The following is a 15,518-nucleotide window of genomic DNA, read 5'->3' as shown; positions in this document are numbered from 1 at the left end:
CGCAAGATCAAGCACTGCCTGGCACTGGTTCAAAGCGCCAGCGTGAACGATTTCGCGTTCAAGTCATCAGCTGTATCAGCAGGCAGGTGCAGCATAGAAATTAAGACAAGGAATTCTTAATGTCAGTAATAGCATCACTAATAATCTTTGGTAAAACACCTTTAGCTACCAGTTTCTTTCTAATATCCGAAACGCTTACACCCATAGAAAGCTCTTTCAGCACCATACTTTTGACAATCTCATACGTCTCGTCCCTAGCATACGACTCACTGACATGATCTAGAACACTGTCAGTCAAAGGCAAATCACTCGCCAAAGCGCTTCTTACTGACGTAATCACGTCACCAGCCGTATCCTCGGTATATACCGAAGTAATATATGGGAAAAAAGTCCCATCAGGTTGAGCTATGAGAATTTTAAGTTGACCATTTTCCGCTAAAACTCTAAAAGTCGAGCCCGAAAACAAATTACGACTATTAATGTAGTTAAGAATATTACGACTTACTTGCCCATCAAGGTCTTTATTACTTTTAACTGTATCCGAATCATTTAAAACACTTTCATGTTCAGAAGGTAGCGGGCTATTTTTAACCTCGTTGTAAGCAGCCAAGAAATCTGCCCCCTCATCTACCAACTCATTTTTTTTCGATGAAATAGCTTCCTCACTACCCTGCGGCGAAGAATTAACTGGCACTTTTGCGAATTCGTCGACTTTTTGTTGTAGCTCTGAGACCAGCTCTTTTAATCTTGAGTTTTCGGATATTTTTGAGTCAATTTCACTTTCATACTTAAGCTGACTTCCCAACGCCTCCCTTCTGATTTTTCTAGCTTGCTCTTTAGAAAGTGGACTATCATCATCAATAGACTGTTGAATCTCCTTCAATCGCCTCTGCTGAATTTTTACGTGCTTATAGATATATTCAGCTGGAATTGGATACAAAAATATAAGAAAAAGACACGTAATCAGCGGCAGAGCTGCTCCATGCATGACAATACTCCACACACTTGGGAATATATTCATATCTATATAAACAATTTTTTCATGACTCGACATGCCGGATAAAACAACCAATAAAAATTTGTAGTTCCACCCGCACCACGATAATGCAAAAGAGCTTAGCAGCGGAGAACTCACTCTTTCATATAACTGTGCTTTTACAGCCGTAGTGAAATCCTCAATCAAATTAGCCGCTCCCATTTTTTATCGAGTTTTTCAATATTATCCTTGTGACGCGCATTCTAGTCGGAACCATCAAATTCGAATAGAGGTTCAGAGCTCCCCACAAAAAATAACTACCATCCTAAAATTTCCCATAACAGGAAAATCCCATGCCCACCGAAATCGATTTGTTCGCCGGTCTCGGTGGATGGTCAACCGGTGCCCGCACCGCCGGCATCGACGTTATCTGGGCGGCCAACCACTGGCCGGTCGCCGTCGAGTGGCACAGCGCCAACCACTCGGGAGCGATCCACATCTGCCAAGACCTGCATCAGGCGGATTGGTCGAAGATTCCCGCTCACGACATCATGCTCGCGTCGCCCTGCTGCCAGGGTCATTCGAGGGCTCGGGGCAAGAAGTCAGGCAATGCAAAGCACGATGCATCACGCTCGACGGCATGGGCGGTTGTGTCCGCCGCCGAATACCACAAACCGGAAGTGGCCCTGATCGAGAACGTTGAAGAGTTTACAGACTGGGCTCTGTATCCAGCTTGATCGCAGGCAATGGCTGCGTTGGGATACATGATTGCCCCGCAAGTAGTCGACTGCACCGATCTCGGCGTGCCACAGCATCGAGTGCGCCTGTTCCTGGTATGTACCCGAAGCAAACTGCCGCTGATGCTCAAGCTGCACCGGCGCCAGCACGTTCCTGCCGCCAGCTTCCTCCAGTTCGACTCAGGCCGCTGGTCACCGAATCGAGAAGCCAGGACGTGCACAAGCAACGCTCGACCGGGCGCGCAACGGGCGAGAGCGCTTTGGTGATCAGTTCATCATGCCCCACTACGGCAAAGACTCCGGACTGACTGGCCGCCATATTAATCGACCGATCGGACATCACCTCGCTGGACCGCTGGGCTTTGGTTCGCGGCAACGAGATGCGCATGCTCTCGGCGAATGAGGTGCTCGCCGCCATGTCGTTCCCCGCTGACACGCTGCGACCGGACAACCATAGGCTGACTATGCACATGGCCGGAAATGCCGTCCCGCCGCTCGCAGGTCAGCGAATCATTGAGGCACTCAAGGCAGCCGCATAAGCGCCAAAAAATGCCACGCCAATGTAATCCCTTAACGATTTCGTTGCTGCTCAACTCTGGCCGATGATCTTGCCTGATCCGACTCAACGATAGACATGTACACCAACTCGTTTTCGCGATGCAGCTTTTCCAACGAGTCGGTTGTAATCGCGTTCGCTTCAATCAAGCTCAAAATAGCTTGTTGATAGTGCACATGGACTGCCAGCGGTGCGATTGCACATTGGTCTTCAATTCTGTCTGCGTACTCAAAGGCCTCACTTCTGTGGCGAATAGCGAAATCCAGCACTGCTTTGCACGCTCCCTCCTAGTGTGGTAGTGCGCCTGTATCCAAACAGCACCCAACGAGCTTATGGCGCCGATCGCCACGCCGATGAGACCTGCTACTGCAGCATCCAAAGAGTTCTCCTTGATCCGGCTATATGCCGGGCCGAACACAAATAACCCAGTTCTACGAATCACGCCAGCCGGCGAGGATCATGGTGTTAACCAGCAATGAGTTGGTATTTCGCGACTTCAGCTTTTGAGATGACGGCCTGAAGACCTGCATTCAAAAACTCAGCAATGCAGGCCCGGGTCCGATCGATGTCCAGCTTTTGATTTTTTCCGCTTATTTCGGCGAGAAGGCCCTTATTGATTAAGTATCGACCACATTCAGCGCATTCACGATCGTAGAAGTCCCCGATTACGGGATGCGATGTGGCGGTTCCGTTGCAGATAAAACACGTCATGTTTCACACCTCCTTGTAATTAACCAATCAATTGTAGCTGATCCCTCACCACCCTCCACCGCCCGGGTATAGGACAGTATGGATCCCTACCAGCGACCACACTTACCGAGAATGTGCAAGCTGCCCGCATTGGTTACTTGAATGCAGAGATCAGCCCGGCAATCGACCCGATGAGACCAACCGCTATCGCGAACCAATAGCTAACTCGTTCTCGTCGGTGTTTTTCTTCTTCCCTAATAGCCGCACGAATAGCTCGCAACCCGTCATCGGTTAAATACCTAGGCTCCAAAACATCCTTATCCCATTCAACTCGAGCATACATTTTCGGATCATCGAATGAAGGCATGGGTACTAGGAGACGGTCGGCTTTACTGCGGTAATAGTCTGTCTGAATCAGGCGCTTCCACTCGTACAAATCATCCGATTCGTTGATGTAATTTGCCATCTCTCCGGACTCATTGGCCTGAACAGAGTTTGCAGGCCGCCGCATCTCAAGATCCAGCTCGGCTTTTGCAATTTTTCGTAGCGCGATTTTGTAGTTCAGGTAACTAAGCACGAATTCAACTCCAATCCATTTCTGGCGACTATAGCCGCGAGGTATCTCCATGCCCACAGAAAACAACCTCGATCTGAAGCGCCAACGCGTCGAGCACGTCAACCACGCTATCCGGATCATAGGTACCCATGGCCGCCGCTTCTTCAACCAAGTTGCCGATCGTTACGCCAGCATAGAGGTCGATCAGACGGGCAAGGTATGGTTCATCGAAGATTACAGCGCACGGCGGATCTTCACGCAAAAAACCAATTGGGGTGGCTGATGGCGCGGCTTTGACCATGTAGGAACGCTCCGCGCAGTGGTCGAAGCCTTTCACGATTACATCTGCACCGGGGAGCGTACACTGGCTATCTCGGGCCTGAGCGGTTCAACGCCAGTAACATCTGGGGTTACGACGAAGAGGGCATGCAGGCCGTACGCGAACACGCCGGCGCCCTTCCCGTCTTCCGCTCAAAATAAAGATCCTAGATCCGAACTAACATCCGACCCTAGGAAAACTTTCACCCTGTAGTGGTTGTTTAATTACTTGCACGCTTATGCCATCTGGCGATGAGTACTTAAATAAAGTGAATCGCTGAACCCCCTCCTTTCCGCTAGTTTTTTTATAATGGATTTGAATTTCACAGTGTTCATGCATGCTGATTCTATCCACAACATTTAGGGTTTTTGATGAATCCTTATTGAAGGGTGGCAAACGATAAGTTACGGCCTCTTCTCCACCAACTAAAACCATAGCGAATACATGCTCACAATAGTTTCCACGATTGACTATCAAGAATGAGTCAACTGAAATTGGCTCCCCCTCATCAAAATGAGTAATGCTCTCTTCAAAGGATACTTCTAGCAATGGTTCAAGCAGTCTTTCTTGGTGCAAAAGGCTAGAATTCTGGGCCTTTACCATTTCAGTCTGTTGCATCACCGAGGCCCTTAGCTCATCAGCCTGCATGCGCAAAGCATCTGAACTAATCCTAAGCTCTTTTCCTTGCTGCAAATATCCGAGCACCAACCACATAAATGCGACCGGGCCAAACACTCCTGCAGCAAAATCGCCAATTTCATTCAATTTAAGAAGTATCAAATCTTCAAATTTCGCTCCCATGATGATGATTGCGCCACCAACATAAAACGCGGTGAGATGTGCAGCCCACCACTCTAGGCTACGACTGCGCCACCACTCGGCCTGACCATTCCAGTATGTTTGTAAACGACGCATCTCGATCATCCTTGCCAAATTTTTGGGCGCCACTCTACCAAAACTACGAGTAGAAATTCGTACCTCCCTCCCCCTTCAAAGTCAGCCGCTATAGCGGCAAGGACGAAGTCATGTCTGAAGAAAACGAAACTCGCCTCAACAGCGCAGCGCGGGATGTCATGGCCGAACGGCAACGCCAAATGTCCCTCGAGGCTTTTCGCTGTATCGCGATGACCAGTACGTCAATGGCGAACTTGCCGAAGCGGCGTCGACCTATGCAAGCCTCGCCGGGAAGCCGCGAGCCTGAGCACGGCCTGGCCCCGTGTAGTCGGGGAGTTCCAACCCGAGTGCAGATCGGCGCCGCGACCTTGTGAAGGCAGCAGCCCTGCTGCTAGCAGAGATTGAGCGCGTCGCTCGCGTTGGACTTATCAAACACTGGCCGGTAAAGCGGGATGAAAACGGCATGTTCTGGCACCCGGATCTGCCGTCTTTCGATGAGGGTGACGGCGACAAGTGCAAGAAATGGCTCACCGAACAGGGTTTAGTTGTGAAGATGTCCAGCATTGAGGACGCCCCGGACAAGATATCGAAGCGCTACTTTGACTCCCAAAATCCGGACTGCGGCTATTGGGAACCGGATCGTCCAGATGGCGAAGGCTGGTTCTGCCTATCGATTCACGACACTGACGATGGCCCGGTCTGTTGGTGGGCGCGACGCGAGGTGACGCCATGATCTTCGCCCCGCTCTACATGGCCTTCCTGATCTGCAGGGGGCCGTGGCGATGAAGGTTGTCCCACACACCGGCTGGCTTAGGCGTCGGTTCGAATCCGCAATCATCCTATTAGCAGCCTGGATCATCGACGGTCGCAACGTTAGGCGATCGGGCGTCGTCTCCCGCCGCGATAACAATGACATGCGGTACATGGCGGAAAAGCTCGAAGGCATCGCCGATCGCATTAAACGCCAGTACCCGTAACACATGACCCAACTCAACAACCTGCCCGTGTGCGGCCGTGCTGCGGGGAATCACTCACTCATAACCAGTTCAGCACTCGCAGCACTCTCTCGAATGTTCGCTCACTCGCCACCCACGCCAACATGACAAGGCCGCCTCCCGCGACGACGAAAATAAACCCACCAACCGCATCGATGACGACCAGAAATATTCCCAGCGTCAGGAGTGCGGCACCGAGCGCCCCCAGTACCGTCAGGCTTTGCTTTTGCTCGGGATACTTGCTGAACATCCGAATACTCCGCACCAGTTGCGCATCAATCAACTGTAGCCAAAGCGCAACCACACAATATCAACCACTTTCTGCCGCCACGCGCGGCATGGAGTAATACCTCATGGAAACCGAAATCCTCTCCGACGATGAACTAGCCGAACTCACCGGCTACAAGGCCCGGGCCTACCAGCGGCGCTAGCTGATTGACCGCCAGTGGGTGTTCGTCGAAAGCCGCGGCAAGCGCCCGCTGGTGGGTCGGATGTATGCCCGTATGAAGCTGGGGATGATCAGCCCCACGATTGCTGATCCGAACCCGCCGCCGGCCGCGCCGGCATGGACGCCAGACTATTCGCGAGTGAACTGATATGCGCCCCCGCAAGACCGAGCACCAGCATCTTCCCCCTCGTATGTACAAGCGCTCACGGAAGCGCAAAAACGGTAGTACCTGGACCGCGTATTACTACCGCGACCTGCTCGGCAACGACATTCCTCTGGGCAAGGATCTCGACAAAGCTCGGCTGAAGTGGGCCGAACTCGAAGCCAAGGAAAAACCGCTCGACCTGCGCACCATGAAGGGAATCTTCGACCGGTACATTCGTGATGTGGTGCCAAAGAAAGCACCACGCACGCAAAAGGACAATTTGGCGGAGATCAAACAACTGCGGACGATGTTCGACAGCGCCCCGATCGACTCAATCACGCCAGCAACGATTGCTGGGTACCGCGATGCGCGATCGGCGAAAGTTCGGGCTAACCGTGAGATTGCGACCCTCTCCCACATTTTCAACATTGCTCGGGAATGGGGACTGACGACGAAGGAAAACCCCTGCCAAGGCGTGCGCAAGAACAATGAGACGCCGAGGGACTATTACGCGAATGATGTGGTTTGGGAGGCGGTGTACAAGAAGGCAGCTCAGGAGCTGAAGGAAGCGATGGACCTGGCCTATCTGACCGGGCAAAGGCCGGCAGATGTGCTGGTTATGCGGAAGGATGATGTTGAAGGCGGATATCTGACTGTTCAGCAGAACAAGATGCACAAGAAGCTGCGCATTCAGATGACGACCGCCGGAAAGGCTAACAGCCTGAGCATTTTGATCGCGGCAATCACAGAGCGAAACGCTGCTCACGTTTCGAGCTACCTGATCATCAACCGGAGTGGTAAACGGATGACTGCGACGATGCTGAGGAAGCGATGGGACGCGGCGCGAGAGAAGGCAAAACTGGAAGCTCTTGAGCAGGGAGACGAGCTGCTGGCTAAGCGGATCGGTGAATTCCAGTTCCGGGATATTCGGCCGAAAGCGGCGTCGGAAATCAGCGATGTCGGTGACGCCAGCCTGTTGCTCGGGCACACAAAAGGCGACATTACTGAGCGGGTTTATCGCCGTGTCGGTGCGATCGCCAAACCCTCGAAATAGGCAAAAAATGCGTTCCATAACTCGAAACACGCCTCTTGTAGAATGCGGTCTGTAGAGGTGCTGCAAGACAAAAGTATTGGAACGAAAAAACGTCTGACGCCGCGTATTCGGCGGCTTTCCATAGCGGTCTTGAAAACCGTCGACTGTAACAGGTCCATGAGTTCGAATCCCATCGCCTCCGCCATATTTGGTACCGACAAAGCCCTGATTATTCAGGGCTTTGTCGTTTCTGGCGTTTGAGATTCTTGCGGCTTTTTGCCCGACATGCCGGAGAACAGCCCCGAACGGCTGGCGAACCTGCCAGAGCTTTTTAGATTCATATGGCGGACGAAAAAAACACCGCGAGATCCATAAGTCGCCCCCATCCCCCCACCATCTTATCTACACCCCCCAATCATCCAGAGCCTCATCGTTCCTAACGCTCGGCAACTGAACCATCACCTTACTTCGGCTTGGCCCGATAAGTCGGCCGGTACTCGGTGTAATACACGGTGTTGTCTGGAATATCCTTGTTCACGAACGCCTGGGCGCCGATCGTCACGTTGTTGCCGATATTGATTTCACCGACGATGCAGACGTTTGCGCCGATTTCGACGTTGTCACCGAGGCGCACGTGACCTTGGGTGTAGTCCTTGGAACCGATGGTGGTGTTCTGGCGTAGGCGAAGGTTTCGGCCGATGATGGCCCGATGGGTAATGACGATGCCGATGCGATGCGAGAAGCAGATACCCGGACCGATTTGTGCCGACAAACCAATATCGATGTTGTGCTCGCGGATCAGTTTTCGATTTATCCGCTTTGCCCACTTCTTGTAGTTCCAGAACCCGCGAGGCTTGTTGTGCAGGTACTGGGCAATCCTGAACCAGAAAACGTAGTGGTACCGTTCCTTGGCCAGAACCCTGTTGATCAGGGTGCTCAGTTTTACGCTGCCGTCTTCCTTGGTAGCAATTTCCTCCTTCAGGTAAGCGCACAGCTCCTTGAAATCCCTCATTTATCTTTCCGAAATATTGGCCGATTGTGACGGCGTTAATCATGAGGCGGATTATGTCAGGGCTGAAATAGTATCGATACAGATCGTTATGCCCGATCGTTATCTGGAAAAGTGGTGGGATGGAGAGAGCATTGCCTTCAGTGCAAGCAAGTCAATTCAGGGAAGTGCACCGTTTAATCCATGAGCCGCCGGCGGTAAACTCCTGGCTCAGGCCGCCGGCCCATTCGGATCGCTACGCCACCGCGCAGATCCAGCGGTGATTCTGCCGATAAGGCGCGCGAGTGAAGTGGACATCTGCAACCAGACTCAAACCGCGCTCCTTGAGCGCTTCGGTCAGTTGTACGAGTGTCTCTGCCTGGATAGTCATTGCTGTTACCTCGTCAGATTGACTGCGTTCATGATTCTTGACCGGGCAGGCAACTGACTAATTCAAACTTTCTCCGGCGAATACTTTTTGCCAGCAGGACAGCAACGAATGCCGAAAAAACCACCCGTCGCCCGAGAGGCCGCCACCGCTGCGGACATCGAGCGCGCCATCCAGGCCTTGAACAAAATGGCCGAACGTCTGTGGGGCGATGGTCGAGAAGCAGAAGCCAAAGCGCTGCTCGACGCGCTGGATGCCTTGAACCGGGCGCTCGACCGAATCCGCATCGGCGAGAGTCGCCGAGCGGTGACACTTCATTGAGTCTTACGGCTTGAGAATCAACACGGGCTCACCCTTCTTCACAATATAAGTCGCCAACTCCGAGCCCTTGTCCGAGCCAATGTTTTTGGCGATATGCGCAACCCCTTCCGGGATGAACAGCGAGTCACCCGCCTTCAGCGTCACCGGTGCCCTGCCCTCCAGTTGATATTCGAAAGTGCCGCTGATCACGTACGCCACCTCGACGCCCGGATGTGCATGCCTTGGTGAAGCCACGCCGGAATCGAAATCGACCCGCGCCTGGATCACTTCGCGATCCGCAGCGCCGAGGTCCTGGCGAACCAGATCGGTGCGGCTAAGTCCTTGCTGCCAGCTCTTGGGTTGCGTGTCAGCGGCCTGTGCGATGCCGGTCAGGGAAGCGAGAATGACGGTGGTTGCCAGAAAGAATGGACGGCGCATGATGTAGCCCTCTTGTACGTAGTGGTGGTGTGACCTCTACTGTGTGCGGGGCATGTAGCGTGGATGTGTCGTGAACCCGTTGTTTGTTATTGGCATGTGTATCCGGCCGGGATTGATACACGCTTATACAAACGTTTCGCCGCTTTGGCACTGCGCCAACAGCCATGTCCTCAAGGCGACGATTTTCTTCGAGTTGACGGTTTCATGGGGCGTCACCAGATAGAAGCCCAGATCATCCTTCAGGCGCAAAGCGAAAGGCGCCACCAATCGTCCGGCTCGCAGGTCGTCGTCGACATAGGTCGAGCGCCCGATGCACACGCCCTGCCCGTCAACGGCTGCCTGCACCGCCATCATCGCCAAGTCGAAGGTCAGCCGCGACCCTTTGGCCAGTTTCGCTGGCTGATCCGCCGCGCTCAGCCAGGTGTTCCAGTCTGCGGCGGTCATGCCACTGACTTGCAGCATCGTATGGTTGGCCAGGTCAGCCGGCGTCTGTAAGGCCTTCCCACCCTCGAGCAAGGCCGGACTGCACACCGGGAAGATCTCATCGGACATCAGCCAGTCCGCACGCAAGCCCTTCCAGTCACCGCGACCATAACGAATCGCCGCATCAATCCCGCCTTGACGAAAATCCACCAGATCGGTGGCGGCGCTGACCCGCACATCAATATCAGGGAACGCCTGCTGAAACGCCGGCAGACGCGGCAACAACCATTTGGACGCCACCGACACTAATGTGCTGATGGTCAGCACCGTGTTGTCGCGTGTCGCGAACAACTTCTCCGTCGAGTAGCGCAACTCATGAAACGCCGAGCGGATGCCCGGCAAGTAAGCCTGCCCGGCCTCAGTCAGTGCCAGGCCGTCCTTGAGCCGCAAAAACAGCGACACACCAAGCTCCGCCTCAAGCCTGCGAATCTGATGGCTGATGGCGGTTTGCGTGACGTTCAACTCTTGCGCAGCCTGGGTAAAGCTCATGTGCCGCGCGGCGGACTCGAAGGCTCTCAAGCCATTCAAGGAAGGTAGTCTGGCGACCATATGGCGTTAAACACTCATGAGATTTTGTCATACGCTATCACTTGAAATGACCTTTGCGAAACGCTCAGTGACGATGGATTCTGGCGCCTTCTTTCAAAAAGGATCTGCCATGAAACTGTATTTCGCGCCGATGACCTGCTCGCTGTCATCGCACATCGTGTTGCGGGAACTGGGCTTGCCGTTCGAGCTGATTCGCGTCAATAACCACAGCAAGCGCACTGCCGATGGCCGCGACTTTCGCGAGATCAATCCCAAGGGATACGTGGCTGCCTTGTTGCTGGATACCGGCGAGGTATTGACGGAGGGGCCGGCGATTCTTCAATACCTGGCCGATCAGGTTCCGCAGCATAAATTGGCGCCGGCCAATGGCACGTGGGAGCGCTCGCGTTTGCAGGAGCATCTGAACTTCATCAGCAGCGAAATCCACGGCGTCAGCGCGCCGCTGTTCAACAATGAGATCCCGGAGTCGATCAAAGCGATCTTCAAACAAACACTGTTCAAGCGCCTGGACTTTCTCAGCCAGACACTCGCCCCCCAGGACTATCTGATGAGCACATTCAGCGTGGCCGACGCCTATTTGTTCACCGTCCTGCAGTGGCTTCCGACGTTCAATATCGACATTGAAAACTGGCCGGTACTGGCGACCTACATAAAGCGCATAGCCGAGCGCCCAAGCGTACGCTCGGCCATCGCGGCAGAACAAGCCACGCATCCGGTCTGATCCGTGCCGATACGCAAACGGGCGATGTCGCCAATGAATCTGTAAACTGGCGCGATTTACTCGCTCAGACAAGGGATCAACATGGCCAGCCAAGACATCACCTTCACCCCGGATCCGGACGCAGACTCCATTTCTTCCGACGTAGCGACCTTCGCTGGGATCATGGTGTCCACCCAGATTCCGACCCGTGCCGATGGCAGTCTGGAACTGGGCGATATCACCCTGCAAAGCGAATGCACCCTGCAAGCGCTGAAAGTTGCGCTGGAGCGCGCCGGCAGCTCGATGGACCGGGTCATGCACCTGACCATTTACCTGACCGACATGGCTGATCGCGCGGCATTCAACGAAGTTTACAAACGCTACTTCGCCAAGCCATGGCCGGTGCGTGCAGCGGTGGGTGTGGCGTCGCTGGCGGTTGAAGGCATGCGTGTGGAAGTGACTGCGATGGCCGCCAAGGCCTGACTTCACACCGCCACCCCCTGTGGGAGCGAGCCTGCTCGCGAAAGCGTCCGTTCAGTCCCCATTGATGCTGAATGTGATGGCCCCTTCGCGAGCAGGCTCGCTCCCACCGGGGTTGCGCAGTGTCAGCTGCCATCGGGCAGCACAGGCGTGCCGGGCGCGCGTTTCACGGGTAGAATGCGCGCCTAACCGTGACAGCCTGACTAAAAAAACTATGTCCTTGCCCAAGCATCATCTGGAATTGCTCAGCCCTGCCCGCGATGTCGCCATCGCCCGTGAGGCGATCCTGCACGGCGCCGACGCCGTGTACATCGGCGGCCCGAGCTTCGGCGCACGCCACAACGCCTGCAACGAAGTCGGCGAAATCGCCGAACTGGTGGAATTTGCCCGCAAGTACCACGCGCGCATTTTCACCACCATCAACACCATCCTGCACGACAACGAACTGGAGCCGGCGCGCAAGCTGATTCATCAGTTGTACGACGCTGGGGTCGACGCGCTGATCGTTCAGGATCTGGGCGTGATGGAGCTGGACATTCCGCCGATCGAGCTGCACGCCTCGACCCAGACCGACATCCGCACCCTGGAGCGAGCGAAGTTCCTCGATCAGGCCGGTTTCTCGCAACTGGTATTGGCCCGTGAGCTGAACCTGCAGGAAATCCGTGCGATCGCCGACGAAACCGACGCTGCCATCGAATTCTTCATTCATGGCGCGTTGTGCGTGGCCTTCTCCGGCCAGTGCAATATTTCCCACGCGCAGACCGGGCGCAGCGCCAACCGTGGCGACTGCTCGCAGGCTTGCCGCTTGCCGTATACCCTCAAAGATGAAAAGGGTGGCGTGATCGCCTATGAAAAACACCTGCTGTCGATGAAAGACAACAACCAGAGCGCCAACATCCGCGCCCTGGTCGAAGCCGGTGTGCGTTCGTTCAAGATCGAAGGTCGCTACAAGGACATGGGCTATGTGAAAAACATCACCGCCTATTACCGCCAGCGCCTCGACGACGTGCTCGAAGACCGCCCGGATCTGACCCGCGCTTCCAGCGGCCGCACTGCGCACTTCTTCCTGCCCGATCCGGAAAAGACTTTCCACCGTGGCAGCACCGATTATTTCGTCACCGATCGCAAGATCGACATCGGTGCCTTCGACTCGCCAACCTTCACCGGTCTGCCAGTGGGCACAGTCGAGAAAGTCGCCAAGCGTGACATGCAGGTCGTGACCCACGAGCCGCTGTCCAATGGCGATGGCCTCAACGTGCTGGTCAAACGCGAAGTGGTCGGTTTCCGCGCCAACATCGCTGAAGCCAAAGGCGAGTTCGAAGAAGACGGCGAGAAGCGCTACCGCTATCGCGTCGAGCCGAACGAAATGCCGGAAGGCTTGTACAAGCTGCGCCCGAACCACCCGTTGAATCGTAACCTCGATCACAACTGGCAACAGGCGTTGCAAAAGACCTCTTCCGAGCGTCGCGTGGCCCTGAGCTGGGTCGCGCGTTTGCGTGAAGAGCAGCTGGAAGTCACCGCCACCAGTGAAGAAGGCATCAGCGCCAGCGTCACCCTCGCCGGTCCGTTCGGCGTGGCCAACAAGCCTGAGCAAGCGCTGGAACAGCTGCGCGATCTGCTCGGTCAGCTCGGCACCACGCAGTACCACGCCACCGACATCAAACTGGATGCGCCACAGGCGTTCTTCATTCCGAACTCGCAGCTCAAGTCGCTGCGTCGTGAAGTGATCGAAGCCCTGACCGCCGCCCGTGTCGCTGCGCATCCGCGTGGCGGCCGTAAAGCCGAAACCAGCCCGCCACCGGTGTACCCGGATTCACACCTGACGTTCCTCGCCAACGTCTACAACCAGAAGGCGCGCGACTTCTACCACCGCCACGGCGTGAAGCTGATCGACGCGGCGTATGAGGCGCACGAAGAGCCGGGCGAAGTGCCGGTGATGATCACCAAGCACTGCCTGCGTTTCTCCTTCAACCTGTGCCCGAAACAGGCCAAAGGCGTGACCGGCGTGCGCACCAAGGTTGCACCGATGCAGTTGATCCACGGCGATGAAGTGCTGACGCTGAAGTTCGATTGCAAGCCGTGCGAGATGCACATCATCGGCAAGATGAAAGGCCACATCCTCAACCTGCCGCAACCGGGCAGCGTGGTCGGCCACATCAGCCCCGAAGACCTGATGAAAACCATCCCGCGCGCACCGCACTGAGTGGTTGGCGAGTACGGTGCTTCGGCGCCGTACTCGCTCGCCCTTCTGCGAATCCACCAAATCGCAGGCATAAAAAAACGCCAACTTCTTGCGAAGTTGGCGTTTTTTCGAATATGGCAGGGGCGGCTGGATTCGAACCAACGCATGGCAGGATCAAAACCTGCTGCCTTACCGCTTGGCGACGCCCCTACTGCTCTTTCCAGCTACTCCGTTAGTTTCGCTGTGAGAACGGGGCGCAATTTACCAAGGTTTTTTGGCTTTGGGAAGCGCGAAGTGAAATATTTTTTGTTTTAAAACAGCGACTTATTATTTTGGGCTGAATCAGCTCCGGGGGGAGTCGGTTTAGCCGCCGTGTATCACACTGTGTACGACCCCCACTGCGACACATCGACTTTCAACAAAGCCGTTCTTCGACACAGGCCAGATACGTCTCCGCGTTCAACTGCACTCAAGGTTTCAGGTGTTCATTCAGAACCCTTGGCCAAAGGCTCGCAAAGGAGACGTCACCATGAAGATGGCACTGCACACCCGCAAAACCGCGTTCGGTTTGTCGATTCTGGCTTTGTCGTTGTTCGGCGCTTTTGGCAGCGCTCAGGCGCAAACCGCAGAACCTTCCGCCGTCAGCTATTCCGCGCCCTCGCCGTTCGGCCCGCTCAAGCATGTGAAGGCCGGCATGCTCGACGTCGCCTACGCCGAAACCGGCCCAGCAGACGGCCCGGTGGTGATCCTGCTGCACGGCTGGCCCTACGACATTCACAGCTACGACGAAGTCGCGCCGTTGCTCGCGGCCAAGGGTTATCGGGTGTTGATGCCCTATGCGCGCGGTTATGGCGATACGCAGTTCCTTTCCAAAGACACCCTGCGCAACGGTCAACCAGCGGCGCTGGCCAGTGACGTCGTCGACTTCATGGACGCGCTGAAGATCAAGCAAGCGGTGCTCGGCGGTTATGACTGGGGCGCACGTTCGGCAGGCATCGTTTCGGCACTGTGGCCGGAACGGGTGAAAGCGCTGGTGTCTGTCAGCGGTTATCTGATCGGCAATCAGGCCGCCGGGCAGAACCCGCTGCCACCCAAGGCTGAATTGCAGTGGTGGTATCAGTTCTACTTTGCGACTGACCGTGGCCGTGCCGGTTACGAGAAGAACACCCACGACTTCGCCAAGCTGATCTGGCAAACCGCTTCGCCGCAGTGGAAGTTTGATGACGCCACGTTCGACCGCAGCGCCAAGGCACTGGAGAACCCCGATCACGTCGACATCACCGTGTTCAACTACCGCTGGCGTCTGGGCCTGGTGCAAGGCGAAGCGAAATACGCCGCGCTGGAGCAGAAACTCGCCACCGCGCCGTCGATCAGCGTGCCGACCATTACCCTCGAAGGCGATGCCAACGGCGCGCCGCACCCGGCGCCGGAGGATTACGCCAAGCGCTTTACCGGCAAGTATCAGTTCCGTTTGATCAATGGCGGTATTGGCCACAACTTGCCGCAGGAAGATCCGCAGGCGTTTGCCAAAGCCGTGATCGACGCCGATCACCTGTAGAAACAAACAAGCAGTCAGCCGCGAAGGCTGACTGCTTGATTATTTGAGGATGGGATTAAGGGATTGTCACGTTTTGCAGATGCTTTGCCTGAACGGGCGTCAT

Annotated in this window: 19 protein-coding genes, 1 tRNA gene and 2 pseudogenes; 11 read left to right on the top strand and 11 right to left on the bottom strand. The window is 55.2% G+C overall.

What is annotated here, in order from left to right; genetic code table 11:
- Positions 1 to 100: 100 nt before the first annotated feature.
- Positions 101 to 1,198 (bottom strand): hypothetical protein, encoded by a 1,098-nt coding sequence (locus ACOYXJ_RS22915; protein ID WP_460371622.1) that lies wholly within the window; start codon positions 1,196 to 1,198, stop codon positions 101 to 103.
- 131 nt (positions 1,199 to 1,329) lie between these two features.
- Here ACOYXJ_RS22915 and ACOYXJ_RS22910 point away from each other — a divergent pair.
- Positions 1,330 to 2,252 (top strand): annotated as a pseudogene (locus tag ACOYXJ_RS22910) (DNA cytosine methyltransferase).
- Between the two features lie 31 nt (positions 2,253 to 2,283).
- Here the strand turns inward: ACOYXJ_RS22910 and ACOYXJ_RS22905 are convergent.
- From ACOYXJ_RS22905 to ACOYXJ_RS22895, 3 genes are all read right to left on the bottom strand, one after another.
- Positions 2,284 to 2,538 (bottom strand): hypothetical protein, encoded by a 255-nt coding sequence (locus ACOYXJ_RS22905; RefSeq protein ID WP_460371620.1) that lies wholly within the window; start codon positions 2,536 to 2,538, stop codon positions 2,284 to 2,286.
- 196 nt (positions 2,539 to 2,734) lie between these two features.
- On the bottom strand, positions 2,735 to 2,980 hold the full coding sequence (locus tag ACOYXJ_RS22900) for a hypothetical protein (protein ID WP_460371618.1): 246 nt from the start codon (positions 2,978 to 2,980) through the stop codon (positions 2,735 to 2,737).
- 133 nt (positions 2,981 to 3,113) lie between these two features.
- Positions 3,114 to 3,536: a hypothetical protein gene (locus ACOYXJ_RS22895; RefSeq protein WP_460371616.1), complete on the bottom strand. Its 423-nt coding sequence runs from the start codon at positions 3,534 to 3,536 to the stop codon at positions 3,114 to 3,116.
- A gap of 49 nt (positions 3,537 to 3,585) precedes the next feature.
- Between ACOYXJ_RS22895 and ACOYXJ_RS22890 the strand changes: the two genes are divergently transcribed.
- Positions 3,586 to 3,798, top strand: coding sequence for a hypothetical protein (locus tag ACOYXJ_RS22890; RefSeq protein WP_460371614.1), 213 nt, complete (start codon positions 3,586 to 3,588; stop codon positions 3,796 to 3,798).
- A 213-nt stretch (positions 3,799 to 4,011) separates the two neighbouring features.
- On the opposite strand, the gene ACOYXJ_RS22885 is transcribed toward ACOYXJ_RS22890, so the two are convergent.
- Positions 4,012 to 4,749 (bottom strand): hypothetical protein, encoded by a 738-nt coding sequence (locus tag ACOYXJ_RS22885; protein WP_460371612.1) that lies wholly within the window; start codon positions 4,747 to 4,749, stop codon positions 4,012 to 4,014.
- A gap of 442 nt (positions 4,750 to 5,191) precedes the next feature.
- Here ACOYXJ_RS22885 and ACOYXJ_RS22880 point away from each other — a divergent pair, with 442 nt between their 5' ends.
- On the top strand, positions 5,192 to 5,461 hold the full coding sequence (locus ACOYXJ_RS22880) for a hypothetical protein (protein ID WP_460373006.1): 270 nt from the start codon (positions 5,192 to 5,194) through the stop codon (positions 5,459 to 5,461).
- 49 nt (positions 5,462 to 5,510) lie between these two features.
- Entirely contained in the window at positions 5,511 to 5,705 is a 195-nt protein-coding gene (locus ACOYXJ_RS22875; RefSeq protein WP_460371610.1) for a hypothetical protein, read from the top strand.
- Between the two features lie 58 nt (positions 5,706 to 5,763).
- Here the strand turns inward: ACOYXJ_RS22875 and ACOYXJ_RS22870 are convergent, their stop codons facing one another.
- Positions 5,764 to 5,973, bottom strand: coding sequence for a hypothetical protein (locus ACOYXJ_RS22870; protein ID WP_460371608.1), 210 nt, complete (start codon positions 5,971 to 5,973; stop codon positions 5,764 to 5,766).
- A gap of 103 nt (positions 5,974 to 6,076) precedes the next feature.
- Here ACOYXJ_RS22870 and ACOYXJ_RS22865 point away from each other — a divergent pair.
- Together ACOYXJ_RS22865 and ACOYXJ_RS22860 are read left to right on the top strand one after the other, a co-directional pair.
- A pseudogene (locus tag ACOYXJ_RS22865) lies at positions 6,077 to 6,319 on the top strand (DUF4224 domain-containing protein).
- A gap of 1 nt (position 6,320) precedes the next feature.
- Positions 6,321 to 7,370: a tyrosine-type recombinase/integrase gene (locus ACOYXJ_RS22860; RefSeq protein ID WP_460371606.1), complete on the top strand. Its 1,050-nt coding sequence runs from the start codon at positions 6,321 to 6,323 to the stop codon at positions 7,368 to 7,370.
- A gap of 442 nt (positions 7,371 to 7,812) precedes the next feature.
- On the opposite strand, the gene ACOYXJ_RS22855 is transcribed toward ACOYXJ_RS22860, so the two are convergent.
- Together ACOYXJ_RS22855 and ACOYXJ_RS22850 are read right to left on the bottom strand one after the other, a co-directional pair.
- A complete protein-coding gene (locus ACOYXJ_RS22855) occupies positions 7,813 to 8,361 on the bottom strand; it encodes a serine acetyltransferase (protein WP_016983429.1) in 549 nt (182 codons plus the stop codon).
- A 232-nt stretch (positions 8,362 to 8,593) separates the two neighbouring features.
- Positions 8,594 to 8,728 carry a hypothetical protein gene (locus ACOYXJ_RS22850; protein WP_460371604.1) on the bottom strand — a complete coding sequence of 45 codons (135 nt, stop codon included), beginning with the start codon at positions 8,726 to 8,728 and terminating at the stop codon, positions 8,594 to 8,596.
- A gap of 108 nt (positions 8,729 to 8,836) precedes the next feature.
- Here ACOYXJ_RS22850 and ACOYXJ_RS22845 point away from each other — a divergent pair, with 108 nt between their 5' ends.
- Positions 8,837 to 9,046, top strand: coding sequence for a hypothetical protein (locus ACOYXJ_RS22845; protein WP_016983430.1), 210 nt, complete (start codon positions 8,837 to 8,839; stop codon positions 9,044 to 9,046).
- 3 nt (positions 9,047 to 9,049) lie between these two features.
- Here the strand turns inward: ACOYXJ_RS22845 and ACOYXJ_RS22840 are convergent, their stop codons facing one another.
- Both ACOYXJ_RS22840 and ACOYXJ_RS22835 read right to left on the bottom strand, forming a co-directional pair.
- On the bottom strand, positions 9,050 to 9,463 hold the full coding sequence (locus tag ACOYXJ_RS22840) for a cupin domain-containing protein (protein WP_102898975.1): 414 nt from the start codon (positions 9,461 to 9,463) through the stop codon (positions 9,050 to 9,052).
- Between the two features lie 123 nt (positions 9,464 to 9,586).
- Positions 9,587 to 10,495: a transcriptional regulator GcvA gene (locus ACOYXJ_RS22835; RefSeq protein ID WP_460371601.1), complete on the bottom strand. Its 909-nt coding sequence runs from the start codon at positions 10,493 to 10,495 to the stop codon at positions 9,587 to 9,589.
- 109 nt (positions 10,496 to 10,604) lie between these two features.
- Here ACOYXJ_RS22835 and gstA point away from each other — a divergent pair, with 109 nt between their 5' ends.
- The 3 genes from gstA to ACOYXJ_RS22820 all read left to right on the top strand — a co-directional run bounded on the left by gstA (position 10,605) and on the right by ACOYXJ_RS22820 (position 13,878).
- Positions 10,605 to 11,216, top strand: coding sequence for a glutathione transferase GstA (gstA, locus tag ACOYXJ_RS22830; protein WP_460371599.1), 612 nt, complete (start codon positions 10,605 to 10,607; stop codon positions 11,214 to 11,216).
- Positions 11,217 to 11,297: 81 nt separating this feature from the next.
- The gene (locus ACOYXJ_RS22825; RefSeq protein ID WP_150708470.1) at positions 11,298 to 11,678 is read left to right on the top strand and encodes a RidA family protein; all 381 of its coding nucleotides are present in this window, start codon (positions 11,298 to 11,300) and stop codon (positions 11,676 to 11,678) included.
- 211 nt (positions 11,679 to 11,889) lie between these two features.
- Positions 11,890 to 13,878: a peptidase U32 family protein gene (locus tag ACOYXJ_RS22820; RefSeq protein WP_460371597.1), complete on the top strand. Its 1,989-nt coding sequence runs from the start codon at positions 11,890 to 11,892 to the stop codon at positions 13,876 to 13,878.
- Positions 13,879 to 13,992: 114 nt separating this feature from the next.
- Here ACOYXJ_RS22820 and ACOYXJ_RS22815 read toward each other — a convergent pair.
- A tRNA-Gln gene (locus ACOYXJ_RS22815) sits at positions 13,993 to 14,067 on the bottom strand.
- 319 nt (positions 14,068 to 14,386) lie between these two features.
- Here ACOYXJ_RS22815 and ACOYXJ_RS22810 point away from each other — a divergent pair.
- Entirely contained in the window at positions 14,387 to 15,415 is a 1,029-nt protein-coding gene (locus ACOYXJ_RS22810; protein ID WP_460371595.1) for an alpha/beta fold hydrolase, read from the top strand.
- Positions 15,416 to 15,518: the final 103 nt, after the last annotated feature.

This window comes from Pseudomonas sp. Tul2A7 (assembly GCF_054790505.1).
Note: the sequence above shows the minus strand (reverse complement) of the source record. Positions and strands in the feature narration are given on the sequence as shown.